The following is a 26892-nucleotide window of genomic DNA, read 5'->3' as shown; positions in this document are numbered from 1 at the left end:
TTCGTGAGGGTTTAAAACAATGACCACTCATAAGCAATTTTTGTATAAAGAGTTGCTGATGAGTGGCTATTGGCTTATTTATCTGATCCTAAATCAAGGGAATTTAGGGAATTGTTTAAAGTCTGGGTCTCTTTTTTCTAAGAAAGCCTTTTTACCTTCCTGAGCTTCTTCCATGAGGTAGAACATCATGGTAGCATCACCAGCAAATTCCATCAATCCTCTTTGTCCGTCTAGTTCAGCGTTCAGGCCTCTTTTAAGCATTCTGATAGCCATAGGGCTGCGCATCATGATAGTTTGTCCCCATTCTACACCTTCATCTTCCAGGCTTTCTAAAGGCACTACTTTATTCACCATACCCATTTGCTCAGCTTCAGCTGCCGTATATTGTTTGCATAAGAACCATATTTCTCTGGCTTTCTTTTGGCCTACGTGTCGGGCCAGGTAAGAAGAACCGAAACCAGCATCAAAGCTACCTACTTTAGGTCCTGTTTGTCCGAAACGAGCATTTTCTGAAGCAATAGTAAGGTCACACACTACATGTAGCACGTGGCCGCCACCTATAGCATATCCATTTACCAAAGCAATAACCGGCTTAGGCAATTCTCTTATGCGCTTATGCAGATCTAGTACGTTTAAACGAGGTACTCCATCTTCACCTACATAGCCACCAACTCCTTTAACATTTTGATCTCCACCAGAACAGAAGGCTTTATCTCCCTCTCCGGTGAGGAGTACTACACCAATATCTTGTCTTTCTCTTACAATATCCATCGCCTCAATCATTTCCATGTTGGTTTCTGGGCGGAAGGCATTGTATACCTCTGGTCTGTTAATAGTTATTTTGGCGATACCATCGAATAGTTCGAATTTAATATCCTTATATTCTTTGATGGTTTCCCATTTTCTTTGTTCTCCCATATCTAAATTATTTTAAGTCTTTATAAGTCTGTTTAAAGGTTTTTAATATTTCAGTATTTGTAGCACTATCTGATTCTATTTCCATGATTTTGGGTATGCCATCATCTTCAAGAAATGATTTTAGATAATTTTTGAATTTAGTCTTTTTGTCACAATTAAGATATTCAAAACCATGCTCTTGAGCTAATAATTTAGCATTCAGTTGCTGTTTGGTTTCAAAAAACTCTTCTAGTTCTGGTAACTTGGAAGGGCCATTGATAATACGGAAAATACCTCCTGCATGATTATTAAGCAGAAGAATACGGAGGTTTGGTATTTTGTAGTTGTGCCAAAAGGCATTTCTGTCATAGAAAAAGGCTAAATCTCCGGTGATCAGTATGTTCAGATGATCAGAATTTAGGCAATGACCTACAGTGGTGCTGTTGCTGCCGTCTATACCACTGGTGCCTCGGTTAGCAAAGACTTCTACATCACTATTTTCTAAGCCAACATAGTTAGCATACCTCACGGCCATACTGTTAGCCAAATGAAGATGAGAGCCTGCTGGCAGTTGCTGAATGGTTTCTTTTATACATTCAAACTCGCCCCAGTTTTCATGCGGAAAAAAGGTGTTCGTCTGTCGCTGCGCTTTTCTTTCTTCTATTTGCCATATATAAAAGAAGTTCTCTTGCTTTTGATTATCAAAGCTCTCCTGATGTTGTCTTTCGGCTATTTTTTTGAAAAAAGTAAGCGGAGTAACTGGAACTACCTTACTCAGAGACTGGTAAGTATCGGCTACATAGCCTGATGGCTGTATGTGCCAATGCTCAAGAGGCTGATATTTTCTTAATAAAAGCTTTAAATTTTTAGAAATAGTTGATTTACCAAAAGTGACTAATAGCTCTGGGTGCATGCTTTCGTGAAGTCCTGGCTTGTCTTGGCCCAGAAAAAGATCAGCTCTTTTTATGATATCATCTATACCATGCAGGTTAGAGATGATATCTCCTACCACTGGTATTTTTTGCTCTTTAATGATCTTGGAAAGAGGTGGCTTCAGTGCTTCATTGGCATCGCTTTGGCCTCCAACGATGAGTATTCTTTTGAATGTTTTCCACTGCTCTAATATCCTAACCCATTCAATATGAGGTAAGTCAGCTAAGTTTTTTACATGATTGGTAACTTTTATGTTAGTATCATATTCTGCTTCTTCACCAGGTGCAGGGTAGAAAGGTTCTCTAAAAGGAATGTTCAAATGCACAGGCCCGAATGGAAACTGATTAGCCAGATTAACTGCTTCTGATACAGTTCTATAAGTATGCCATTCCGAACTTTCATTGTCAAGGTCTACTGGTAGCTGATAACTTTTCTTTACGTGCTGGCCGTAAATGTTTTGTTGTCTTATGGTTTGCCCATCTAGCTGATCTATCCATTCAGAAGGGCGATCAGCAGTGATTACTAGTAGTGGTATTTGTTGGAAATATGCTTCAGCAATGGCTGGTGCATAGTTATAGGCGGCTGATCCGGAAGTGCAAACCAATACAGTGGGTCTTTTAGTTTTTTGTGCTATGCCCATGCCTATAAAAGCAGCAGAGCGTTCATCTGTAATGGTTCGGCATCTTATGCTTTTATGACGGGCAAAGGCCACAGTAAGCGGGGCGGAGCGAGAGCCTGGTGATAGAATGGCTTCGGTTACTCCTAATTGTGCGCATATTTCAGCAATATTGTAAACAGGCTTGAGGTTCACTTATCCTATAATGTTTAGAATTGTATTCATTTTGATTTCTGTTTCTTCCCATTCATCTTCAGGTATAGAGTCTGCTGTAACTCCTGCACCTGCATACAAAGTTGCTTTGTCGGCATCAATAGACATGCACCTAAGGTTAACAAAAAGGGAGGTGCCATTTTCAGAGTTCACAGGGCCGAGGTAGCCACTATAATAACCTCTGTCATAATATTCATGATCTCTTATAAATTCTTGAGCAGGAGCCAGGGGCATACCGCATATGGCAGATGTAGGGTGTAATAGCTTGAGCATGGTGTCTCCCAGGCCAGGAAAGCCAGTAGCCTCCATATCTACGATAAACTCTGTTTTTAGGTGCAGCAGGTTTCCCGCAATTACTGTTTTAGGGCCAATTTCAGTGTAATTACGAAGACGAATTTTTTTAAAACAGTTGATGATATAGCGACCAACTAGTGCTTGCTCTTCAATTTCTTTTTGGCGCCAGGCTACACGTGCCAGAGGTAGTTCAGGGTCGTATTTTTGAGTACCAGCCAGGGCTACGGTTCTAAAGGTGTTATTTCTTTCATTAATGAGTAACTCCGGGGTGGCTCCCATCCAAATGCCAGTTTTTGGGGTATAAACCAAAGAGGCGAAAGCAGAAGGGTAAGCTTGGGAGAGTTTTATGAAATTGAGCCCTATATCAAAGTCTTCAGGTAGTATAATTTCTTTTTTCCTGGATGGAACTACCTTTAATAATTGCCCGCTTTTGATAGCTTCTATAGCTGTGTTAGCCAGGTCTATGAATTTGTTTCTTTCTTCATCAGAAGCTATTACTTTTATGACTTCAGCACTTTTATTGGGGCTTGTTTTTTGTGGTTTGGAAATATGTTTCAGTAGTTCATCCGCCTTTTCACTAATTTCAAGCTCAGGTTGTATTTTTATGTTGAAATCTTCCCACTTAATATGGAGGTTGGCCTTAATCAGGTAAGACGCCGCCTTGTAGTTAAAAGGGCTAAGTAAAAAGCCTTCTTCGTTTTGTTCTAGCGGATCGTCAACAGGCTGAATGTCACTTGAAAAATCTACCATCAGCTCTATGCTACTCTCCTCAGGGTGTTTCCAAATAGCTATGGAATGTCCCTCACTTCTACAATAATCAAGCGCAGAGCTGATTATTTGCTCTGCAGACTGCTGTTTAATATTATCCGAAACTATCAAATCATTAATTTTTCTTTTCCAGAACGGCCATCGTTATTCTACTAATACATACGAGTTCATCCTGTTCATTAGTAATCTTAATTTCCCATACCTGTGTAGATCTGCCTATGTGCATAGGAGTGGTAGTGCCATATACATAACCACTTTTTACCCCTCTGATGTGATTGGCGTTTATCTCTAACCCTACACAACCATATTTAGAACTGTCAACAGAGCACTGGGCTGCTACACTACCTAAGGTCTCTGCCAGCACTACACTCGCACCACCATGCAGTAGCCCAAATGGTTGATGATGTCGGTGGTCTACAGGCATTTTTGCTTTAATAAAATCCTTTCCTATCTCTATGAACTCTATTTCGAGATGTTCCATCATGGTGTTTTTAGTCATTTTATTGAGCGTATCAACGGTTATCTCTGTATTCATCATGCTTATTGATAAAAAAGGTTATTTTTGCCGCCAAAAATACGGACAAATTGAAAAGCAAAAAAATATATTTAGTACGACACGGTCAAACAGATTATAACCTAAACGGAGTAGTGCAGGGTAGTGGGATAGATGCTCCTCTCAATGAAACCGGAAGAACACAGGCTGAAGGCTTTTTTCAGGCTTATAAAGACATTCCTTTTGATAAAGTTTATACTTCTACACTTCAAAGAACAGTACAATCTGTTCAGAAATTTTTAGATCTTGGTTTGCCTCATGAAAAACTTTCAGGTTTAAACGAGATTAACTGGGGAACCAGAGAGGGGATGAAAATTACACCTGAAGAAGATGCCTATTATTATAATGTGATTAGAGAGTGGCAAAATGGAAATACCACTTTGAGAATAGAAGGAGGTGAAAGTCCTCAAGATGTGTATGATAGGCAAAAAGTAGCTTTGGAGCATATTATATCTAAAGAAGATGAGGAAATTATTCTGATTTGTATGCACGGAAGGGCTATGCGTGTATTTCTATGTCAAATGCTAAACTACCCTTTGCACTGCATGGATTTGTTTGAGCATTCTAACCTATGTCTTTACAAACTTTCATATACAGGTAGCATGTTTGCCATTGAAAACTTTAATGATATCTGCCACCTGCAGCCATAAAATCTAGTCTTTTAGTTCGCTAAGGCCGGCTTTTGCTTTATTTGTAATGCTGGTTTTGTATTCGTAATGGTTGTATTTCAGTACCTTTTCGAAGTATTTTTTTGCTGCTTCAATATTGCCTTTTTGCCTGTAAATATATCCTAGTTGTAGACAAGAGTTTGGAGCAAAATACCAGGGTTGGGTGCCGGCAGTGGTTATGGTTTCTTTGTAATGATTAATCGCTGTTTCCAGTTCTCCTATTTTATGGTACAGCCTCGCTTTGCGGTAAGTGTACTCTGCTTTTTCTTCTTCAGTAGTCAGTTTGGCTTTTTGTTTCAATAGTAATTGAGCCCTTTCATAAAATCCTCCGTCAGTACTAAGCCGTATTTTCATAATAACCTGGTTGGGGTACGTGCTACTGTTCAGGCTTTTGTCCGCATGTTTATCTGCTTCAACTATTGTGTATCCTGTTTTTTTAGCTTTTTCATATGCATGCTTGGCGGAGGTGTTATCTCCATTAAGCCAGTAGGAAAGAAATAGTTTATACCACGAGTCTTTTAGTAAATTTTTACCAGTGTTATGTTTAATGAATGTCTTAAATTCGTTTTCGGCTGCTTTATATTCGCCTTTTTGTAAATACACCTCTCCTGCGCTATAGTGGAGTATATTTAAGGTGTAATAACCCTCAGATAGGTCTGATAGCTTATGATAAAGATCTAATGCTTGCTGGCCCTCAGAAGCTTTCATGAGTAAGGACATGTACAGATAACCAAAGAGTAGATTGCCTGAAGAAGAAATATATACTTTCTTAAATTCTTCTATGGCCTCTTTTTGTTCATTAAGGAGGTATGACTTAAATAAACACCTGATTGCTTCAGCTTCTTTTTTAAAGGTGTTATTAGATTGAGCTAGCTTATTAATTTCTTCAATGCCTTTCTCTACAGTGCCGTTCATACCCAAAAGATGTAAGATCCACTGATATTTGGAAGGAACGGAACCCAGCATGATGTGTAGCATGCCGAGAGATTTATAATTGGGTAGAAAGTCAGGGTGCTCTTCTTGATTTTCTTCAATGAGTTTATAGGCCTTTCTGAAATCCCAGGCAGCATCCCACTCAGCTCCCATTTTTAGATGAACAAAGGCGCTTTGAAGTCTTAACTCAGCAAGGTAGAAGTTTTTGTAAGCCGAAGAGGAGGAGAGGTCATCTATGTATTCATATCTTTCATCAAAATCATTTTTGTAATCGCTATACAAGTCCGCATCTTCCGAGAAAATAATTTTAAGGCTTTCTTGTAGATTATTGAGATATACTGTTCCTGCTGTTTTTTTAGAAAGATATGGAGCAGCATCATCAAAACGCAGAGATAAAATGAAGTGGTAGGCCCTAGCTTCGTGGCTTGAAAATGATAGGTCAGAGCCGAGCGATGGAAAATTGATGAGCAATAAAAAAAGGTAAGTTATATAACTTACCTTTTTCGTTAAAAGAATTCTGTTTTTTAAAGCCAAAATTATGCTTTTTTCTTTCTTCTTGTAGTTCTCTTAGGCTTCTCTTCCTCCAATGACTCCATGTCTACATCGGCAAGGATTCTACCTGAGTGTTCATCTATTACAATTTTCTTTTTCTCTCTGATTTCAGCGATTTTCTGCGGAGGAATAACTATGTTACATCCTTCAGCAGCACCTCTTTTCACAGTAACTACAGCCAGGCCGTTAGATAAATTAGCTCTTAGCTTCTCATAATATTTGAAGAGCTTAGGCTCAATTTTCTTTCCAGCTTTCTCTCTGTCAGTCATTAACTTTTCTTCTTCGTCTTGGCTGTCTTCGAGAATATCCTTAAGCTCTTGCTGTTTGTTATCCAAATCAGCACTACGCTCAGAGATCACTTCGTTAATGTTTTCGATTTCGACTTTTTTTCTTTCGATAGCCTCGTGTGCTTCTTTAGTTTTCTTTTCCAGAATCTGGATTTCTAACTGCTGTAGCTCTACCTCTTTGGTTATAGCATCGTACTCTCGGTTGTTACGAACATTGTTTTGCTGTTCGCTATACTTAGCAATCAGCTTTTCAGAGTCCTTAATACCGTTTTTGTTGTCTTTTATGGATTGCTCTAACTCTTCCAGTTCTGTGTTGAACCTTCCAAGTCTGGTTTTATAACCTTCTATTTCGTCTTCAAGATCCTGAACTTCATCAGGTAAATCGCCCCTTAATTTCTTTATTTCATCAAGCTTTGAATCAATGGATTGTAATTTTACGAGAGCCTCGAGTTTTTGTGCAACACTTGTGTTTTCCATGTAATCTATAAGTAGCTAATTGGATTTGTTACAGTTTCCGATAATTTGAGTGCAAAATTAGTAAATTTTTTACTTAATATCTCACATATCAAATTTTTTGTGTATACTTCACTTTCATAATGACCAATATCCGCTATGGTAATCCGGTCTTCAGCGTCAAAAAATTCGTGATATTTAAAGTCCGCTGTGACGTATAAATCAGCTCCGGACCTGATGGCATGAGGTAGTAAAAGGCTGCCTGAGCCACCGCAAACTGCTATTTTGAATATTTTGTCTTTTACAGGTTTAGTATGTCTTATACAGGTAAGTCCCATTCTATCTTTTAAATAGTTTAGACACTGAAAAGGTTCCATTTTTTCTGGAAGTTCTCCTACCATTCCTGAACCTACTTCTTGATTTTTGTTTTTCACACTGCTTAAATAGTAGGCAACTTCTTCGTAGGGGTGGGCCTGGCGTAGGGCATTTATAATCTTTCCCTCTAAAAAGGAGGGTAATATAATTTCAATTCGGTCTTCGGTAACAAACTCTTTTGTGTTACTGCTGCCAATATGAGGTTGGGCCTCTTCATTCGGTGTGAACGTGCCTGTGCCTTCTACTTTAAAACTGCAGTTATCATAGTTTCCTATGTTACCACCACCAGCCTCATGAATGGCGGTAAGTACAGCATCAGTGTTTTCTTTAGGAACGAAAGCAACAAGCTTGCTGAGTGTATCATTTTTAGGAACTAGTATTTCGGTATTGATCAAGCCTAATTTCTCACATATTTTTTTATTTACCCCTTGAGATACATTATCTAGATTAGTGTGAATGGCATAAATAGCTATGTCGTTTTTAAGGGCTTTAATCACAGTTCGCTCTATGTAATTACTGCCGGTGAGGGATTTTAATCCTTTAAATATGATAGGGTGATGGGAAACAATAAGGTTGCAATTTTTATCAATAGCCTCTTTTACTACATCTTCAGTAGTATCGAGGGTAATGAGGATATTACTCACCTCATCTTCTGCATTTCCGGTGATAAGCCTGGAGTTATCATAGCTTTCTTGATAGGCAGAAGGGGCTACTGTTTCTAAATATTGAATGATGTCTTTTATTTTCGTCATAAATGGCCAAATTTGCGGTAATTTCGGACGGTTATTTTAATTGTCCAAAGTTATGGAATTTCATAATCACATCACTGGCGCATGAGTTTTTTAACGGTACTGCTGTATCCCTTTGCTGTTTTGTATGATGCTATTACCCGTGTGCGTAACTATATGTACAATATCGGGTATAAAACATCATTCTTGTTTGAGGCTAATGTTATTTCTGTGGGTAACCTATCTGTAGGGGGCACAGGAAAAACTCCTATGGTGGAGTATCTGATCAGACTACTTACCCAGAAGAGACTGGTGACCCTAAGTAGAGGGTATGGCCGCAAGACTAAGGGCTTTTTAGTGGCTGGAAAGGATGATTCTGCCGCTACTATTGGAGATGAACCTTTTCAAATCTACAATAAGTTTAAAGATATTCACGTAACGGTGGGAGAGGAAAGGGCTATGGCTATTCCTTTTATATTGGCCGAATTTCCAGATACTGAAGTGATCTTGCTTGACGATGCTTTTCAGCACAGACCTGTAAAACCTTCTCTTAGCATTCTTCTTACAGATTATAATAGGCCTTTTTATAATGATTACCTACTGCCTGCTGGTAGGTTAAGAGAAAATAGAAAGGGAGCTGATAGAGCAGATATTATAGTGGTTACTAAATGTCCTGATGAGATAGATTATGAAGGATATGAAAATGAGATCAGAAAATATAATAATGATGCACTTATTGCATTTAGTACCGTTGCTTACGGTAAACCAATGAGGTGGAATGGGGCAGAGGAAAATGCTGAAGGAGAGGTGCTGCTGGTTAGCGGCATTGCTAACCCCGCTGGTTTGAGGAAATATGTATCAGAGAAGTATAAGCTGGTAGATGAGATCATCTATCAGGATCATTATAAATACAGAGCTTTCGACCTTGATAAAATAGTGGAGGCATTTAAGCAGGTGAAGGGCGAAAGCAAGTTTATTCTTACTACAGAAAAGGACTTTGTGAAGCTAAAGCCTCTTTTGGTTGCTAAAGGAATTGATATTCCTCTATTTTATTTACCAATAGAGACTACCTTTGTAAAAGGTGGCAGGGCATTTGATGAGACCGTGTTGAATTCAATTATCTCTTATTCTAATTAGTACTTATTAGTTAATTTTAAGCGTGCAGTTAAGATCAATATTTATTTTACTTCTTTTATTTACTGTTTCTATCCAAGGGTTTGGTCAGATAGAAATACCAGAAGAAGAACGAAAGGAAAGAGTAGGATCGGAAATTTTAGATGATTCTACCAAACAAATATATGGCCCTACCACTACTAGGTATACTTTAGAAGAAAATATTAAGTTCAACATACCTCATTATTGGACTATAGATACCTCTGTATATAATATGCATAAGTATCAGTTTACCGTAAAGGAGGATAATCTATATCAAAACCTGGGAAATATCGGAACAGCAGCTCGCCCTATTTACCCTACACTTCCTACTCAGATAGGGGCTACTTCTGGTTTTAATATTTATGACCTTTATTATAGAGGCCCTGATCAGATTCGATATTATGATACTAAATCTCCTTATTCAAATCTGGGTGTTACTTGGGGAGGTCAGGGTAGAGCGGTTACTGAGGTAACTTATGCCAGAAATATTGATGAGCGCGCAGGAATTGGCTTTGACTTCAGGGGGCTTTATATAGACAAACAGATACTCCGTGTGCGTAGAGGAGATAGAAACGTAGAAGGCACTTATTATACTGGGTACGGACATTACAAAACAAGGAATGGAAGATACCAGTTGCTAGCCAATTTCATAAGAAACAGGCATAATGTAGATGAATACGGAGGCATATTTAGAGATGATGTAACAACAAATGGCGTGGCCAACCAAGGACCAGAGGGGTACATCTATTTTGATGAAGATAAAAGGCAAACGGTGCTGGCGGCCGCTGAGACAGACGAGCTAAGAACTAATTATCATTTATATCATCAGTATCAGTTAACGAATTATTTGCAGGTATATCATCAATATGACAGGTATAAGCAGCAGAATGATTTTATTGATGATGAGTCTCAGGAAGATAGAGACCTGCGTCCGTTTGATAATTATATTGATGTAGGAGATACAGTCAATGTAAAAGATAGATCTAAGTTAGTGTACAGGCAGCATGAGCTGGGGGTAAAGGGAGATATAGGTAAAGGTTTCTATACATTATATTATAAGGCTAGAGATGTAGATTTTCAATACAAATACCTTACTGGCATAAGTAAAACTGATTACCTTGAAAATTATGCAGGATTTAACCTGCGTTTTGGCAATGATTCTATCAGTTATGTAAAGGCCTATGGTGAGTATAAATTGGGAGGAGAGTACAAAGTAGGTGGAGAAATTAGAAATAGCTGGTTTTTTGCTGAAGGATATAGCACGAAATATCTTCCAGGGTATATCCAGAGGGCCTATTTGGGGCGTCATGATGAATGGAATGAAAGTTTTGATTCACCGATATCATCACGTATATCAGCAGGTTTAAATGTAAAAGTCGGTGATTTGAGAGTGAAACCTTCAGCCGAGTATAATTTACTTACTAATTATATTTACTTTAATCAAGACACGCTGGTGGATGAAGGTGAGCAAAGGGTGCTTCCTGAGCAGGCGTCAGCCGATATTAGCATAGTGAAAGCCAAGCTGGAGCTGAATTATGATTTTGGTAAAGGATTTAATTTTAATGGGCTGGGTATTTACAGTAATGTAAGTGGCGGATCTGCAGGGGCCATTAATGTGCCGAGGTTATTTGGGAATGCACAAATTTCGTATCATGATATTTCATTTGAAGGCAACTTAGAGTGGCAAGTGGGGTTTGATGTTCATTGGCACTCAAGTTACTATGCTAATGGGTATGATCCTGTTATTATGCAATATTATACTCAGTCTTATTTTAAGGTTCCTGATTTTCCTGTGGTAGATTTCTTTGTCAATGCTAAAATCAATCGTGGGCGTTTCTTCCTGAAGTATAATAATATTGTTGAGCTATTTAGAGATAGAGGTTATTTTGCTACACCTTATTACATAGGGCAAACCAGTATTTTTGACTTTGGATTTAAATGGGCTTTTTATGATTGATGAGTCAGCTAAACAAGTGCTAGGGTTGGAATTACCCACTGACCCTCGTTGGGTTAATATCGCAGAGAAAAATATTGAGGAAATATTGATAGATCATGCTTTTTGTGAGCAGAAAGCCGCCAGCTCATGCATTTCTTTAATAATAATGTACCCTGAAAAAGAGGAGTTGGTAGATATGCTTACGCCAGTGGTGGCAGAAGAATGGAGCCATTTTGAGCGTGTAATTGAGGAGATGAAGAAGAGAGGCTATAAGCTAGGGCCACAAAGAAAAGATGAGTATGTAGCTAAGCTGATGAAGGTTGAGAAAAAAGGTGGTAGCAGAGAGCAACAATTGGTTGAAAAACTGCTCATCAATGCGCTGATAGAGGCACGCAGCTGTGAGCGTTTTAGGCTTTTATGGAAATACATTCCTGACGAAGGGCTGCAGAAGTTTTATTATGAGCTTATGGTGTCTGAAGCAGGACATTACAAAAACTTTTTAAGTCTTGCCAAAACCTATTTACCTGAAGATGTGGTGACGAAAAGGTGGAAGGAGATATTAGTTTCAGAGGCTGAAATTCTTAAAACCCTTGAAGTGAGAGGAGATAGAATGCATTAATCTTTTATTTATTGATTAATGCATCTTATTTATTATTAAATATCAGGTCTTTTGTTTCTTCTTTTTAGCAGCAGGGAATAATATATTATTTAATATTAGCCTATATCCTGGTGAATTGGGGTGCAGGTTAAGATCAGTAGGTTCTTCATTTACCAGGTGCTGATAATCTTCTGGGTCATGCCCGCCATAAAAAGTCCAGAAGCCCTTTCCATACACTCCATGCATATATTTTACTTCGCTTATGGTTTTATTCTCACCCATGATCACCACATCACTTTTTATAAGTTTATTTTTATAAGCAGTAGTTTGCCCATAGAATCCTTTGATTACCCTCGTGTGATTTTGGGTAAGCATAGTGGGTATGGGATCCCACTTAGCAGAAAATTCAAAAAGGTTAAAATAGTCATTCTCTTCTCTTAGTCCTCTTTCCGTAGGCTGATTATCTATGCTTGAAAACTCATACTCATATGGATTATTGGAGATTTTGAAGTTTTCAAAAGCAAACGTTTTTGAAAAGTCTAGTTTACTTTGAGCAGCAGGGTCAGCAGCGTCTCCGTCGAACATTCTATCTACAATATCTAAACCGTCGGCGGCCAGCGCTATATCATAGGTATCAGTGGCAGAGCACATGGCAAATAAGAAGCCACCACCACTTACAAAGTCTTTTATTTTTTTGGCTACAGCCAGTTTCAGGTGAGTCACTTTGCTAAAGCCGTGCTTACGAGCAGATTCTTCAAATTCGCGCTGTTGCTCAATATACCATGGCATATTTTTAAAGGACCTGTAAAACTTGCCATATTGCCCGGTAAAATCTTCGTGATGAAGGTGCAGCCAGTCGTAGGTAGCTAGCTTGTCACTCAGTACTTCGTCATCAAAAACAACATCATAAGGTATTTCAGCATAGGTGAGCACCAGTGTTACGGCATCATCCCAGGGTTGCTTACTCTTAGGGCTGTAAACTGCTATTTTAGGAAACTTTTCCAACTTCATCACATCTGTGTTAGATGATGGGCTCGCGATCTCTTCAATTATCTGATTAGACTGAGCATCACTAATCACTTCATAGCTAACTCCTCTTATAATAAGCTCGTTTTCAAACTTTTGGTAATACTTACACATAAAGCTGCCCCCTTTGTAGTTGAGCAGCCAGTCTACTTCTATTTTATTTTCTAATATCCAGTAGGCTATTCCATAGGCTTTTAGATGGTTAGTCTGCTTAGAATCCATAGGAATAAAAATATAGCTGGCATAAGCCTGCGAACAGATAAGTATGATAATAACCGTAGTAAGTACCTTCTTCATATTACTTTTTTCTGAATCAGAGATTTTGCTAAAGTGAGTGTTTAATTGTTTAACATCAATTTTTCAGCGGTTTATTTAACCGATAAAATGCTTTTTCAACTAATCAGGTAATTTATAAATGTATCAACGAAAGAATTAATTACTTTAGTTTCACTAAAATCGATTTTAATGGACCTACAGGAAAACATCAGAGAAGGCTTAAGATCCGTAAATGCCAACTTGCTTCGTACTATCCTTACAGCACTTATTGTATCTATTGGTATTACCAGCTTGGTGGGCATACTCACAGCGGTAGATGGAATAGAGGCTTCTGTAAAAGATAGCCTGTCAGAGCTGGGTGTAAATACGTTTGATATTTACTCTAAAAGAAATCGTGAGGGAAGGAGTGAAGGCAGGCTGGAGAAATCGGCTCCTCCGCTTAAACTTAAAGAGGTGATTAGATTTATTGATAATTACAAGTACCCGGCAAGCGTTAGCGTATCTACTTATGTTACTAGTGTGGCCGAGTTAAAGCATGGTTCAAAAAAAAGTAATCCGAATGTAGGAGTTTTAGGAGCTAATGATGAATATGTAGCTCTTGAAGGGCTAAATATAGAAAAAGGAAGGAATTTTTCTTCTATTGAAATTCAATACGGAAGCAATGTAGCCATTATTGGTCAGGATGTGGTTTCAGCTGTTTATGAAGAGAACCAAGAGCCAGTAAATAGTGAGATCTCCTTTTTAGGAAGTAAATATAGAGTAATAGGTGTACTAGAAGAAAAAGGGCAGATAGGTGGAGGTGGCGGACCTGATAATTCTGTTATTGTACCTTTGATTAATGCGAGTAGGCTGGGTGCTGACCGTGATTTGAGGTATAGCATAACTGTAGGCATTAATAATCCTAATGAGATGGAGCTTGCCATGGGAGAGGCCACAGGGCTCATGAGAAAGATAAGGCAAGATCAACTGGGTGACCCTAATTCTTTTGAAATAGATAAAAGTGAATCTCTAGCCGATACTATGGGTGAAATTACGGGAATATTGAGGTTGGCCGGCTTTGTAATAGGCTTTATTACATTATTGGGAGCGTGCATCGCCTTGATGAATATTATGATGGTATCAGTAACCGAGAGGACACGAGAAGTAGGAGTGAGAAAGGCTTTAGGAGCTACTCCATTGCGTATTAGGCAGCAGTTTATTATAGAAGCCATTGTGGTCTGCCTGCTGGGAGGTGTTGGTGGTGTAATATTAGGAGTTGGGATAGGTAATCTCTTCGCAATGATATTAGGAATAGATGGTTTTGTAATGCCATGGTTATGGACAGGAGTAGGTTTGGGCGTTTGTATCGTAGTTGGTCTTATTTCTGGTTATTATCCTGCTAACAAGGCATCACGATTGGATCCTATTGAATCTCTGAGATTTGAGTAAAATCAGTTTTTTGTAATATGATCAATAATGCCTTTGATGTTACGGGCTCCTTGAGAGGTATAGTTATCAAAAATGGTAACATTATATTTCTCAAAGGCATGTAGGTTTTCTGCTTCTTTTTTACTCACTAATACCTGATGTTTTGCAATTTTTTTACGCCCAAAACCAGGTGATTTTAAAAGATCTAAAAGCTTCATCTTCACCCATTGGTCATTCACATAATACTGAAATACTATTACACTATCAAAATGGATGAGGTTATGGATGTGTAGGTTTTGTTGTGTTTGAATGTCGCCTTCAAAAGTAGGGGTTAATAGTTCATATCCTTCAGCAAAAAGCTGAGCTTTTAAAGAAGCTACCTCATCGGCATCTAGTTTGTCATAAATCAGATATATGCTTTTTTGGTTTTTAACAATGCCGTTAGTCCCTTTTAAATTTTTGCTAGTTGGTTCTTGTTGTGTAAACTCTTCTCTTATGATGCCCTTAAAGTCTTCTAGAGGAATTTCTAGTATTTCAGCGTCAGCTGACGAAAGATCTCTTTTTATATTTTGGATAAAGTCTTTATGCCTGTCTTCTGAGTCGTTCTGATAAGGCGAGATCCAGATTAGTCTGGAAAAAAGGTTTTTATCTTTCAGTTTAGTGCTTTTTTCTGCAGCTATCTGGTTTTGTAAATCGATGATAGACTTGTCGCTGCCCTGAGGTATTTCACCATAGCTTTCACCCACCAAGTGTATGGATACCGAGCAAGCTTCCATCTGATCATGTACCGTGTTTTTAAAGGTGTTGATTTCTTTTGGTAATGAGAATTCAGGATACACAGTATATCCACTTTTTAATAGTTCTCTTTTAATGATATTTCTTTGAATACTTAGCTCTTGATTGGTTTCAGCCAGATAGATAGCTTTTCCTGTAGATAGGTTAGTGTTGATGGTTTTGCTACGTTCCGTGAAATTGAGGCTTTCAGCAATTTCATAGGCCAAATCGGTTAAATTAAGCCAGTCATCATCTTGCAGCTCTATAAATTCAGCACCCTGCCGAGTATTTGCTTTGGTGTTAATAGGTTGATTATATAAAGAGAATGATGGATAGGGTTCCAGGAAATCAGGTATAAGTTTGGATTGTAAAGGTGATTTAATGACTTTAAAAAGTTTTACATATCCTTTGCTCTGATTGAAAAGATTAAACCTTTGAAGTAGTTCTATACTCTTATCTTCCCTCAGAAAATGATCAGATAGTATTGGGATCAATACTTTTGCAGAGTTAAGTTCGTCTAATAAGATCTCTCCAACTTCTCCTCTTTGAATAAAAGGCTTTTTGCCTAATAGTTTCACCATCACCTTTTCCAGCACAGACTGAAAGTCTTCCACCCAACCTTTAACATTTTTATGGTTAGTATCGGCGGACTCCCTATAAAGAAGAAGGATATCAATTTCATTCAACATTTCTAAAAATTAATCGCTTTGATTTAAATATCCTATTGACTCCTATCAGATGTGATTAAAAAAGGCAAGTTTATGCGCAAGTTAATATTAATTGGTATTAATTGATGAAAAATGCTTCCTGAAATTCCATGTTATGCATTTATTGCCGTATTACGCTTACCAACATGGCCTCAAGAGTAATTAAAGGTACAAATTGATAGAAATAGTTATTTTTGTCCTGAAAGAATTGTAATTTATATAGACATTCCAAATTTGAAGTTTGCAAGTATGAGTAAAGTATTAGTGCAGTTTAAGCTTTTTATGTTCTTTTTAATATGTACTTCCGTTTCAGTGATGGCACAGAGTACAGATAAAAAAGTAGCTGATGCTGATCGGTATTTTAAAATTAGAAATTATGAGGCGGCCCTACCTTTATATAAAGAGGCCATAGAAAATGGAGTGAATGATCCCATTGTTTATTATAGAACGGCTGTAAGTTATGAAAACGCTAATAATATCAATGAGCAGATAAAGAGCATTCCTTATTTTGAAAAAGCCTTGGCTACAGGAAGTGATCAGCTACCTACAGAAGTCTATTTTGATCTTGCCAATGCTTACATGAAAGATGAAAATGTAGAGAAAGCAATAGAGACTTACGGAAAATATAAAGAGAAGGTAAAAGGAAATACTTCAGATTTAAAGAAGGCGGAAAGAGCTCTGGAAATTGCAGATAATGCTTTGGCGATGATGTCTAGTCCTAAAGATATTCAGATATATAACTTTGGCTCAGTAGTTAATTCAGAGTACACAGAATATAATCCTGTAGTGTCTGCTGACGAAAGTGTAATGGCTTTTACGGCTTTACGTCCTAATACTGGTAAAACCCGATCTGGCGATAAGTTTATTGAGCAGATCTATATATCGTATAACAGTTCGGGGGTTTGGTCACAACCTAAGCTGGTAAGTATATCTAGCGATTACAACGTAGGTACTGCGGGAATTTCAGCTGACGGACAGCGAATGTTAATTTTTATTGGTGGATCGGCCGATCCTGGAAATATTTACTCTATTGATAAATCTGGAGATAGTTGGTCTAACCCTGCTACTCTTGGCAGAAATATTAATAGCCGTTCTTTAGAAACTACAGCTAGTATTACTCCTGATGGAAAAACGATCTACTTTGCTAGTGATAGGCCTGGAGGCTACGGAGGGCTTGATATTTATAAAGCTACATTAGGTGATAATGGAGAATGGGGAGCCCCTGTTAATCTTGGTCCGGAAGTAAATAGTAAGTACAATGAAGATGCTCCGTTCATTCACCCTGACCAATGGACTTTGTTTTTTACTTCTGATGGTCATAACACCATGGGGGGACGAGATATTTTTGTTACACGCCTATTTAACGATGAGTGGACTGCGCCTGAAAATATGGGCTATCCTATTAATACCACAGCCAATGATAACTATTTTACGCTTACGGCAGATGGTAGAAAAGGCTATTTTTCTTCTGATAGAAAAGGAGGTGCTGGTGGTCAGGATATTTATTCTATAGATATGCCTGAAGAGGAAGCTAATATTCCTTTAACCATGGTAAAAGGAAAAATATTGAATGGAGAGACTGGAGAGGCTATGCCTACAAAGATTTATATTATTGATGTAGAGTCAGGTAAAAAACTGGATTTTGTGTACCAACCAGATCCTAAAACAGGTAATTATCTCATTATATTGCCACCGGCCAAAAACTATGATATGATTATAGAATCAGAGGGATTTTTACCCTACACTCTAAATATAAATGTGCCAGGGCAGACATATTTCTATGAGCTTTATCAGAAAATATTATTGAATACTATTAAACAGTTCGATGTAGTGGTAGGGCAGCAAGTTGAAGTGAAAAATGCCTTTTATGATACGCATGAAGCGGCTGTAACTGACGTTCGGAAAACACACGAAGCGGCGTTGGTTAAAAATGATAGCATTGATATTTATGATTTAATGAATGATCTAATTGCTGCCGATGATCAGGCTGGAATAGATTATTTGGTCAGTCTCATTAATATGAAAAATCCTGTTGATGATGTAAGCTTTGATGAAAGTAGTATCACAGAGGCTGCATCCAGAGTCTATTATTATGATGAAAGTGATGAAAGTAAGTTTGAGCAGAAAAATGTGGATGGAAAAACTATATTTTCCTTACCTACATTCTATGTTACAGAAGAAGCTAAGAAACAGAAGAATATGAATAAAAACAGAGCCACCACCTATGATCAGGCTCTGTTAAATAAAAAAGTTAAGGTTTATTTCGATGTAGCTAAAAGTGATTTGAAAGAGTCATATTATGAAGAATTAAATAGCATACTTCAGACGCTAGAAAAACATCCTGAGCTAGGTATTCAGATATCTGGATATGCTTCTGCTGAAGGAGATAAGGATTTTAACCGAGAGCTTTCTAACAAAAGAGCTATAGAAGTATTAGATTATATCAATAGAAAAGGTATAGTTAGAAGAAGGATTATAGCGCGTGGACAAGGCGTAACAAAAGACGAAAATGGCTCTAAAGAAGAAAGTAGAAGGGTGGAGGTGCAATTTGTAGATCTTAACGAACACGGTAGAGTGGTGCCTCAATAATTGACTTTAAATGATAATATGTAGAAGGAGCTGCTCAAATGACAGCTCCTTTTTTTATGCTTTATATTGATTGTGGTATGAGCAAAGAAGAGTCTCCGTAGCTCAAAAATCTATAATCATTATCAAGAGCCTGCTGATATACTTCTCTCCATTGGGCGCCAATGAAGGCGGCAACTAATAGTACCAATGTAGAACCTGGTAGATGATAATTGGTAACCAGACCCTTTACTACTTTAAAGTTGTATCCGGGAAAGATGAATATTTCCGTGTGACCTGTAATTTCCTGTACACCCTCTTCTTTCATCTTATGTTTTATGGCTGTGAGAGCTTCTTTTGTAGTAGGCAGCTCTGCGTCAGTGTACTTATATGGAAATAGCTTGGCAATAGTAAAATCGGCATTTTTTTCTTTAATGAGCTTCACGCCATACCAGTACAGACTTTCCAGCGTTCTCATAGAAGTGGTACCAACTGCTATTACCTTGGGGTTGTTTAGTAAAGACTGTATATTTTCAAGCTTTACAATTACCTGTTCAGAATGCATAGGATGGTTCAGCACATTTTCTTCTTTTATTGGCTGAAAAGTGCCAGCGCTTACATGCAGTGTGAGATAGTTTAGGGTTACGCCTTTATCTTTGAGTTTATCCACCACGGCATCACTAAAATGCAGGCCTGCAGTAGGTGCAGCTACAGCTCCTTCAGCATGAGAATATATGGTCTGGTAACGCTCTTTATCTTCCTTACTTACATCCCTATCAATGTAAGGAGGCAGCGGGATTTTACCTGCAGCTTCTACTATCTCCACAAAATGATTTGCCGTAGACCATTTGAGTCTGATAATCTGTTTCTCTCTATCAGCAATTTCTGCAGTAAGTGTTACAGGCTTGTCATTAATAAGCAATGATAATTGCAGAGATTGGTGATCTTTCCACTTTTTGAAATTACCCACCATACAGCACCATTCGCATTCATGCGCTACCAGCATGGCTTTAGCAATGTCATTGGTGGGGGAATGGGGCTCTAGGAGGAAGACTTCTATACTGGCTCCGGTGTCTTTTTTGAAATGTAAGCGAGCAGGAATTACCCGGGTGTCATTAAAAAAGAGGTTAGCATCATCAGGTAAATAATCATCTAAATGAAAAAATTGTGTATGATTAATGTTTCCTTCGTTATATACCAATAGTTTGGAATTCATACGCTCAGCTAATGGATGCTTAGCAATTTTCTCCTTAGGGAGGTCATAGTTATAATCACTTAATCTTATCTGTTGGTCTACCTTGTTGCTCATTTGGCAAATATACTTGGCATCTGTTGATTAAATAGGATAAAACTTCCAAATTGTGGCCGAAATAAGAGATTTAGATATGAGCGTGAATACATCTTACCAAAAATATACCCTTAATTTTAAATTTGATGCAGGAACTTCAAGAGGGGTTTTAAAGACAAAGGATACTTTTTTTATTAAAATATGGGATGGTAATGATCCTGAAAAATTTGGCTTGGGAGAATGTGGGCCGCTAAAAGGATTAAGTGTGGATGATCGCCCTGATTTAGAAGAAAGAATTTCGAAAATCCTAAATTTACTCACAGAAAAAGAATCTCTTCCAGAAAATAAAGAGGAAGCATACAAACTGGCCAATGAGTTGGCAGGAGAGGACTTTCCCTCCATAAGATTTGCACTGGAAACAGCCTTTTTAGATCTATTAAATGGAGGAGAAAGGCAGCTCTTTTCTAATGATTTTGTGTTCAAAAAAGAGCCTATTCCTATCAATGGATTGATCTGGATGGGAGAAATGGATTTTATGAAATCTCAAGTAGATAAAAAAATAGAGGAGGGGTATAGCTGCATAAAGCTTAAGATAGGAGCTATTGATTTTGAAAAGGAAATTGAGCTTCTGTCTTATATCAGAAGTAAAGATGCTGAGTGTGTATTGAGAGTAGATGCTAACGGCGGCTTTTCCCCTGAGGAGGCAATGCAGAAATTGGAGAGATTGGCAGAACTGAAACTTCATTCTATAGAGCAGCCCATAAAACAGCATCAGTGGAAAGATATGAGTCGGTTATGTGGTGCTTCGCCCATCCCTATAGCATTAGATGAGGAGCTTATTGGTGTTTACTCTAGGGCCGATAAAATAGAGCTATTAGAAGAGCTTAAACCACAATATATTATTCTGAAGCCAACCTTACTCGGAGGCTTGGAGTCATGCCTGGAATGGGTGTCTTTGGCTGAACCAAGAGGGATTGGCTGGTGGCTAACCTCGGCATTGGAATCCAATATTGGATTAAATGCCATTTCGCAATTTGCCGCTGAGCTACAAGCTCCGGGACATCAGGGACTGGGAACAGGTAAGCTGTATCATAATAATATTGATTCTCCATTAGAGGTGGTAGGTGATTTTATTCGTTATAACTCTCAACTTAAATGGGATTTGAGTGCGCTTCAACTTTAAAGGAAAAATATAAAGAAGTTTCTTCAATCAGATTGATCTTTAAGTGTATTGAATTTGACAATCAATCTGTTAAGTATTGGTAGGATGAAGTATTACTCATGACTTTTTTGTAGGTCATGAGCAATACTTTTTTAGTTATTTAGGAGAAAGCCGACCTATTCCTTTAGCCTCTTAAAATAGTCATTAGATGCTTCTTTTACTTTTGGAGATAGTAAGAGAGCCCCAATCATTGTGGGTATAGCCATAAGTGCAAAAGCGGAGTCTATAATACTGATAATAGTGTCTAGCGATGAAATAGCCCCAAAAATAATCGTGGATACGTAGAAGTAATTATAATAATGCTGTCTTTCTGCCCCTATAAGGTAACCTAAACATTTGGAGCCGTAATAGGAATAAGAGAATAGTGACGTTATGGAGAATATCAGGATACAAACCATCAAGATATAATGTCCCACTCCCGGAATGGCTGTTTCAAAGGCTTTCGCTGTAAGTGATACGCCGTCATTATCTGTTGTTTTCCATACTCCAGTTATTAAAATGGCTAGTGCAGTGAGGGTACATACTACAATGGTATCAATAAATGGCCCGAGCATCGCGACTAGCCCCTCTCTGACTGGTTCTTTTGTCTTGGCCGCCCCATGTGCCATAGGTGCTGTACCTATACCTGCTTCGTTAGAAAAGGCAGCTCTACGTGCAGCTAAGATTATCAAGCCTCCAAGCATACCTCCGAAAATAGGATCACCATCAAATTTGTCTGCAGTGAAATTGTAATTTTCTGCTGTAAAAGCATTTGAAACGATCAGCTTTAAGTATTCTGGTATTTCAGAAGCATTAACCAGCAAAATTCCAATCACTGATATAAAATACACCACTACCATTAGCGGAACCATCTTGCCGGCTACTTTTCCTATTCGCTTTATTCCTCCAAATATTACCAGTGATACAAAGAGCAGAATGGCTATACCTATGTAAAGATCGGTGCTGTTAAATTTAAGTGTTCCAGAGGTGATTTCAGTGCCTTTGACTCCGTTTGGGATGAATAAAATATCTTGTAATGCCTGAGTTAATTGATTGGCTTGAAAGATAGGAAGGCAACCAATTAGTCCGAAAATAGAGAACATAACTGCCAGTGGCTTCCAGGATTTTCCTAGTCCTTCATCAATGAAGTACATTGGCCCTCCCTGTATTTTTCCTGCCGAATCTTTGCCCCTATAAAGTATGGCCAAGGTACAAGTGAAAAACTTGGTAGCCATACCAACAAAAGCACTCACCCACATCCAGAAAATGGCTCCCGGGCCGCCAACAGTAATAGCTACTGCCACACCGCTAATATTTCCCATGCCTACAGTGGCTGCAAGAGCAGTGGAAAGTGCTTCATAGTGGCTAATCTGGCCAGGATCATTTGGGTCATCATACTTGCCCCTTAATACATTAACGGCATGTAAAAAGTATTTGAAGGGCAAAAATCTTGAGTAAATCAGAAAATAAAGACCTCCTCCCATCAGAAGAAAGAGCAAAGGAGTTCCCCAGATCCATTTTGCAAATTGGACGGGATAAATTTCTATGTATTTCAAAGTTATGGTATTTCGTAAATCACTAATATAGAAAATTTTCAGTCTTTTCTGTTTTTAATCTATTAAATGAAGTCTACCCATAGAGGCACCCATTAGGCTGCCTAGCTGATAAAGCAGTCTAGCACCAACATTGGCATCCCATTCATCTTCTCCGGGAGATACTTCATTGAGGTCAAAGCCGATAATCGCTCTGCCTGATCTCACTATTTCTTTAATTAAGTGAATTACTTCATTATATTCCAATCCCCCAGGTACAGGTGTGCCCGTATTAGGGCAGAGCTTCGGATCTAGTCCATCAATATCAAAGCTAATATAAACAAGCTCAGGCAGCTGGTTTATAATTTCTTTGCATATGGTGTGCCAGGCTACTCCTTCAAAAAGAGCTCTTTTTATATCTTCGTCATAGTAGGTTAATACCCTTCCATTGGAATTATTAATAAAGGCCGCTTCTTCTTCACACAAGTCTCTTACTCCTACCTGCACTAGTCTGGTGATATTAGGATTTTTAAGTACGTTATACATAATTGAAGCATGTGAATAGTTGAAGTCCTCATAAGAGGCCCTCAAGTCTGCATGAGCATCAAATTGTAGTACAGCAAAAGATCCGAATTTCTCTGTTAAGGCATTAATATACCCTAGCGGAGTGCTATGATCTCCTCCTAACAGAGCTACCATTTTACCTGCGTTAAGGTATGCGGTGGCTTGCGACTTAATGAAAATATTTACCTTTTCACATATTTCGTTAATGGCATTAGGGATAATTTTTAAATTATCGGTAATCCATTCTTCTTCATTGCTTTCGAGCCACTGTATATATTTCATGGCCAAGTCTCTGTACTTTCTGTTCTCCTCCTCAAATCCTTCAGCCACTGGTAATAGATGCATTCCCATTTTCCAGGCGTCTGGTATGTCTCTTAAAAAAAGATCTACCTGAGTAGATGCTTCTAAAATAGCTTTAGGAGCATCTGCCGTACCTGCCTTGTAAGATACTGTTACCTCCCAAGGAGCAGGTATAATTATTAACTCAGAGTGTTCCATACCAAACGGTAGCCCATAAAGACTACCGGGAACGCTGGGGCCATTAGGATCAAACTTGGCTATTATTTCTTCTTTACTAACCATAAGGTTGCAAAAAAAAATAATATTAATGACTTTGTACTGACTAAAGCAGATTAAAAGTTCAGAAGATCAGGGTATTGGTAAGAAATTAGCTCTCCTGTGCCCTCTGAGACTAATGACCAATCATCAAAGTCAAATTCAATTCTTACTACTCCGCAAGTAGTCATGTTACCTATTTCCTCTTTGGTAATATATTCTGCCAGGTAGCTGATAGAAGGGTTATGTCCCGTTAAGATAACATTAGACCATTCATTTTTAAATTGATTGATCACCTGAAGCAAAGTCCTTGTAGAAGCTTCGTAAATCTCAGGATTATGGTGTATCTTACTTGTATCATATTTTATTTGCTCTGCAATGAGAGAGGCGGTAGCATGAGCTCTAAGTGCCGGACTAGATATAATGATATCAGGGCGTACATTTTGATGTTCCAGGTTCATGCCCATACGGGTAGCATTCTGTAAACCAACAGAGTCGAGCTCTCGCTCACTGTCTGGTTGATTATTTTGCCTGTCCAAAGCTTTGGCATGACGGATAAGAAATAAAGTCTTACTCATAACTTTTGTAAAAATAGAGTTGTTAATTTGCCATTCATAATCTAATCTAGCAAATGTCAGCTCGATTATGTAATTACCACAAAAATTTTATCTTTATAAAAAATATAGATATTTGAATTAGGCAACGAGTATTAACGGAGTTATATGGCGAAGAATTTAGTAATAGTAGAGTCACCAGCAAAAGCGAAAACAATAGAAGGCTATTTAGGCAAAGATTATAAAGTAACTTCGAGTTACGGCCATGTGAGAGATCTGCCTAAAGGCGATAAGGCTATTGATAAGGAAAACGGGTTTAAACCTACTTATGAAATTACGGCCGATAAGAAGTCCGTTATTAAGGAGTTGATGAAATTAGCGAAGGATTCTGAGACAATCTTCCTCGCGAGTGATGATGACCGTGAAGGAGAGGCCATTTCCTGGCATTTAAAAGAAGCTCTAAACCTGGATGATTCTAAAACAAGAAGAATCGTTTTTAGAGAGATTACTAAAAATGCCATTGAAAACGCTATAAAAACACCAAGAGGTATCGATATAGACTTGGTAAATGCTCAGCAAGCACGTAGGGTGCTGGATAGACTTGTGGGGTTTGAGCTTTCGCCTATCTTATGGAAAAAAATAAAGACAGGTCTTTCTGCCGGTAGGGTACAGTCTGTGGCTGTAAGATTAGTGGTGGAAAGAGAACGTGAGATAGATAAATTTGAGCCTAAATCAAGCTTTAGAATAACAGCTATTTTTGATTTGGGCAATAAAAAGGAGCTGCATGCAGACCTTGCCCATAGGTTTGACACCGAAGAGGAAGCTACAGCCTTTTTAGAAGCCTGCAAAGAAGCTGAGTTCTCTATTACTGATCTTCAGAAAAAACCATCTAAGAAATCTCCTGCACCGCCATTTACAACCTCTACTTTACAGCAGGAAGCCAGTAGAAAATTAGGCTTTTCTGTTTCTCAAACCATGACTATTGCTCAAAAGCTTTATGAGTCTGGGATGATATCTTATATGAGAACAGACTCTGTAAACTTATCAGATGAGGCAGTTAACGGTGCTGTGGCTGAAATTAAAGCTGAATTTGGAGAGAAGTACGTTAAGGTAAGGAAATATAAAACCAAGTCATCGTCTGCTCAGGAGGCTCACGAAGCTATCAGGCCTACCAATTTTGCTGTTTTAAAGCCGTCGGTAGATCGTAACGGTCTTCGCTTATATGAGTTGATCTGGAAAAGAGCTATCGCCTCTCAAATGGCTGATGCAGAAATAGAAAAAACAACCGCTACGATTGGCATTTCTACTGTTCCTCAGCACCTTACTGCTACTGGTGAAGTGATTAAATTTGATGGATTCCTCTCTGTTTATTTGGAGTCAACTGATGATGAGGATGATGCCGAAGACCAAAAAGGAATGCTACCTCCGTTAGAAATAGGGCAGAAGTTAGAGCTAGATGAAATGAAAGCGAGGCAAGGTTTTAGTAGGCCTCCTGCCAGATATACAGAAGCCAGCTTGGTGAAGAAATTGGAAGAAATGGGGATAGGAAGACCTTCTACTTATGCGCCTACTATTTCTACAGTGCAGAAGAGAAACTATGTGGTAAAGGAATTTAGAGAAGGTAAGGAAAGAGAATACGCTGTAGTTCGATTAAAAAACAAAGAGATTAAAGCTACTAAGCTTACTGAGGTTACTGGTACCGAAAAAAATAAGCTTTTCCCTACCAATGTGGCCATGGTGGTTACTGATTTTCTAGTGGATCATTTTCCCAATGTAACTAATTATAGCTTTACGGCAGAGGTAGAAAAACTATTTGACGAAATAGCTCATGGCAAGAAGGAGTGGGATAAGATGATAGAGGATTTCTATTCTGAATTCCATTCGAAAGTAGAGGATACTGAGAATATAGAACGATCTGCTGTGCCGAAATCCAGAGAGCTCGGTGTAGACCCTAAAACTGGTAAGAAAGTTATTGCTCGTTTAGGTAGATTTGGTCCTTTGGCCCAGCTAGGCGATGAGGAAGATGAAAAACCTCAATATGCCAGCCTGAGAAGTGGGCAGTTTATAGAGAGTATTACACTAGAAGAGGCTCTTGAATTATTCAAGCTACCAAGAGATTTAGGTGAGTTTGAGGAGAAAAATGTTCAGGCCAATATAGGTAGATTTGGCCCTTACGTAAGGCACGATAATAAATTTGTTTCTATACCTAAAGGCGAAGATCCATATGCCATAGAGCTAGATAGAGCGATAGAGCTTATTAAAGCGAAGAGAGAAGCCGATGCGAACAAATTCATTAAATCATTTGAAGAAAATGAAGATGTGCAAGTGCTTAATGGAAGATTTGGTCCTTATATCAAAATAGGTCGTAAAAACGTTAAAATTCCTAAAGATAAAGATCCAAAAGAGCTTACGCTGGAAGAGTGCCTGGAATTAGCAGAAAAGGCGCCGGCAAAAAAGGGAAAGGCAAAGAAAAAGACGAAATAA

The 26892-nt window shown here is 38.3% G+C and carries 21 protein-coding genes; 8 read left to right on the top strand and 13 right to left on the bottom strand.

Annotated elements, in window-relative coordinates:
• Positions 1-93: 93 nt before the first annotated feature.
• Genes menB through JL102_RS04165 form a run of 4 tightly spaced genes read right to left on the bottom strand, consistent with a single transcriptional unit; the run spans position 94 to position 4259 of the window.
• On the bottom strand, positions 94-918 hold the full coding sequence (gene menB, locus JL102_RS04180; RefSeq protein ID WP_202242938.1) for a 1,4-dihydroxy-2-naphthoyl-CoA synthase: 825 nt from the start codon (positions 916-918) through the stop codon (positions 94-96).
• Between the two features lie 7 nt (positions 919-925).
• On the bottom strand, positions 926-2641 hold the full coding sequence (menD, locus tag JL102_RS04175) for a 2-succinyl-5-enolpyruvyl-6-hydroxy-3-cyclohexene-1-carboxylic-acid synthase (RefSeq protein WP_202242936.1): 1716 nt from the start codon (positions 2639-2641) through the stop codon (positions 926-928).
• On the bottom strand, positions 2642-3832 hold the full coding sequence (locus JL102_RS04170; protein ID WP_202242934.1) for an isochorismate synthase: 1191 nt from the start codon (positions 3830-3832) through the stop codon (positions 2642-2644).
• Between the two features lie 4 nt (positions 3833-3836).
• On the bottom strand, positions 3837-4259 hold the full coding sequence (locus JL102_RS04165) for a hotdog fold thioesterase (protein WP_202242932.1): 423 nt from the start codon (positions 4257-4259) through the stop codon (positions 3837-3839).
• Positions 4260-4306: 47 nt separating this feature from the next.
• Between JL102_RS04165 and JL102_RS04160 the strand changes: the two genes are divergently transcribed.
• Positions 4307-4924, top strand: coding sequence for a histidine phosphatase family protein (locus JL102_RS04160; RefSeq protein ID WP_202242930.1), 618 nt, complete (start codon positions 4307-4309; stop codon positions 4922-4924).
• 3 nt (positions 4925-4927) lie between these two features.
• Here the strand turns inward: JL102_RS04160 and JL102_RS04155 are convergent, their stop codons facing one another.
• From JL102_RS04155 to JL102_RS04145, 3 genes are all read right to left on the bottom strand, one after another.
• On the bottom strand, positions 4928-6346 hold the full coding sequence (locus tag JL102_RS04155) for a tetratricopeptide repeat protein (RefSeq protein WP_202242928.1): 1419 nt from the start codon (positions 6344-6346) through the stop codon (positions 4928-4930).
• A gap of 65 nt (positions 6347-6411) precedes the next feature.
• Positions 6412-7191: a zinc ribbon domain-containing protein gene (locus tag JL102_RS04150; RefSeq protein WP_202242926.1), complete on the bottom strand. Its 780-nt coding sequence runs from the start codon at positions 7189-7191 to the stop codon at positions 6412-6414.
• Positions 7192-7196: 5 nt separating this feature from the next.
• Positions 7197-8294, bottom strand: coding sequence for a Nif3-like dinuclear metal center hexameric protein (locus JL102_RS04145; RefSeq protein WP_202242924.1), 1098 nt, complete (start codon positions 8292-8294; stop codon positions 7197-7199).
• An 81-nt stretch (positions 8295-8375) separates the two neighbouring features.
• Between JL102_RS04145 and lpxK the strand changes: the two genes are divergently transcribed.
• The 3 genes from lpxK to miaE are packed head-to-tail and all read left to right on the top strand — an operon-like array spanning position 8376 to position 11980.
• On the top strand, positions 8376-9407 hold the full coding sequence (lpxK, locus tag JL102_RS04140) for a tetraacyldisaccharide 4'-kinase (RefSeq protein WP_202242914.1): 1032 nt from the start codon (positions 8376-8378) through the stop codon (positions 9405-9407).
• Between the two features lie 22 nt (positions 9408-9429).
• Entirely contained in the window at positions 9430-11382 is a 1953-nt protein-coding gene (locus tag JL102_RS04135; protein ID WP_202242912.1) for a putative porin, read from the top strand.
• On the top strand, positions 11375-11980 hold the full coding sequence (gene miaE / locus JL102_RS04130; protein ID WP_202242910.1) for a tRNA-(ms[2]io[6]A)-hydroxylase: 606 nt from the start codon (positions 11375-11377) through the stop codon (positions 11978-11980). Before JL102_RS04135 ends, miaE begins: the two co-directional genes overlap by 8 nt.
• 42 nt (positions 11981-12022) lie before the next feature.
• Here miaE and JL102_RS04125 read toward each other — a convergent pair whose 3' ends face one another.
• Positions 12023-13282: an asparagine synthetase B gene (locus JL102_RS04125; RefSeq protein ID WP_202242908.1), complete on the bottom strand. Its 1260-nt coding sequence runs from the start codon at positions 13280-13282 to the stop codon at positions 12023-12025.
• A gap of 168 nt (positions 13283-13450) precedes the next feature.
• Here JL102_RS04125 and JL102_RS04120 point away from each other — a divergent pair, with 168 nt between their 5' ends.
• The gene (locus JL102_RS04120; RefSeq protein WP_202242906.1) at positions 13451-14689 is read left to right on the top strand and encodes an ABC transporter permease; all 1239 of its coding nucleotides are present in this window, start codon (positions 13451-13453) and stop codon (positions 14687-14689) included.
• Between the two features lie 2 nt (positions 14690-14691).
• On the opposite strand, the gene JL102_RS04115 is transcribed toward JL102_RS04120, so the two are convergent.
• Positions 14692-16131 (bottom strand): hypothetical protein, encoded by a 1440-nt coding sequence (locus JL102_RS04115; protein WP_202242904.1) that lies wholly within the window; start codon positions 16129-16131, stop codon positions 14692-14694.
• A gap of 267 nt (positions 16132-16398) precedes the next feature.
• Between JL102_RS04115 and JL102_RS04110 the strand changes: the two genes are divergently transcribed.
• Entirely contained in the window at positions 16399-18738 is a 2340-nt protein-coding gene (locus JL102_RS04110; protein WP_202242902.1) for an OmpA family protein, read from the top strand.
• A gap of 61 nt (positions 18739-18799) precedes the next feature.
• On the opposite strand, the gene JL102_RS04105 is transcribed toward JL102_RS04110, so the two are convergent.
• The gene (locus JL102_RS04105) at positions 18800-20023 is read right to left on the bottom strand and encodes an S-adenosylmethionine:tRNA ribosyltransferase-isomerase (RefSeq protein ID WP_202242900.1); all 1224 of its coding nucleotides are present in this window, start codon (positions 20021-20023) and stop codon (positions 18800-18802) included.
• A 52-nt stretch (positions 20024-20075) separates the two neighbouring features.
• On the opposite strand from JL102_RS04105, the gene JL102_RS04100 reads away from it, so the two are divergent.
• A complete protein-coding gene (locus JL102_RS04100; protein WP_317191612.1) occupies positions 20076-21185 on the top strand; it encodes an o-succinylbenzoate synthase in 1110 nt (369 codons plus the stop codon).
• Positions 21186-21340: 155 nt separating this feature from the next.
• Here JL102_RS04100 and JL102_RS04095 read toward each other — a convergent pair whose 3' ends face one another.
• Genes JL102_RS04095 through JL102_RS04085 form a run of 3 tightly spaced genes read right to left on the bottom strand, consistent with a single transcriptional unit; the run spans position 21341 to position 24432 of the window.
• A complete protein-coding gene (locus tag JL102_RS04095) occupies positions 21341-22759 on the bottom strand; it encodes an alanine/glycine:cation symporter family protein (protein ID WP_237390383.1) in 1419 nt (472 codons plus the stop codon).
• Between the two features lie 54 nt (positions 22760-22813).
• The gene (locus JL102_RS04090) at positions 22814-23881 is read right to left on the bottom strand and encodes an agmatinase family protein (protein ID WP_202242889.1); all 1068 of its coding nucleotides are present in this window, start codon (positions 23879-23881) and stop codon (positions 22814-22816) included.
• Positions 23882-23931: 50 nt separating this feature from the next.
• A complete protein-coding gene (locus JL102_RS04085; RefSeq protein WP_202242887.1) occupies positions 23932-24432 on the bottom strand; it encodes a SixA phosphatase family protein in 501 nt (166 codons plus the stop codon).
• A 144-nt stretch (positions 24433-24576) separates the two neighbouring features.
• On the opposite strand from JL102_RS04085, the gene topA reads away from it, so the two are divergent.
• A complete protein-coding gene (gene topA, locus JL102_RS04080; RefSeq protein ID WP_202242885.1) occupies positions 24577-26892 on the top strand; it encodes a type I DNA topoisomerase in 2316 nt (771 codons plus the stop codon).

The organism is Fulvivirga sediminis, from assembly GCF_016757215.1.
Classification (GTDB): Bacteria; Bacteroidota; Bacteroidia; order Cytophagales; family Cyclobacteriaceae; genus Fulvivirga; species Fulvivirga sediminis.
This window is presented reverse-complemented; position numbering and strand designations above follow the sequence as displayed.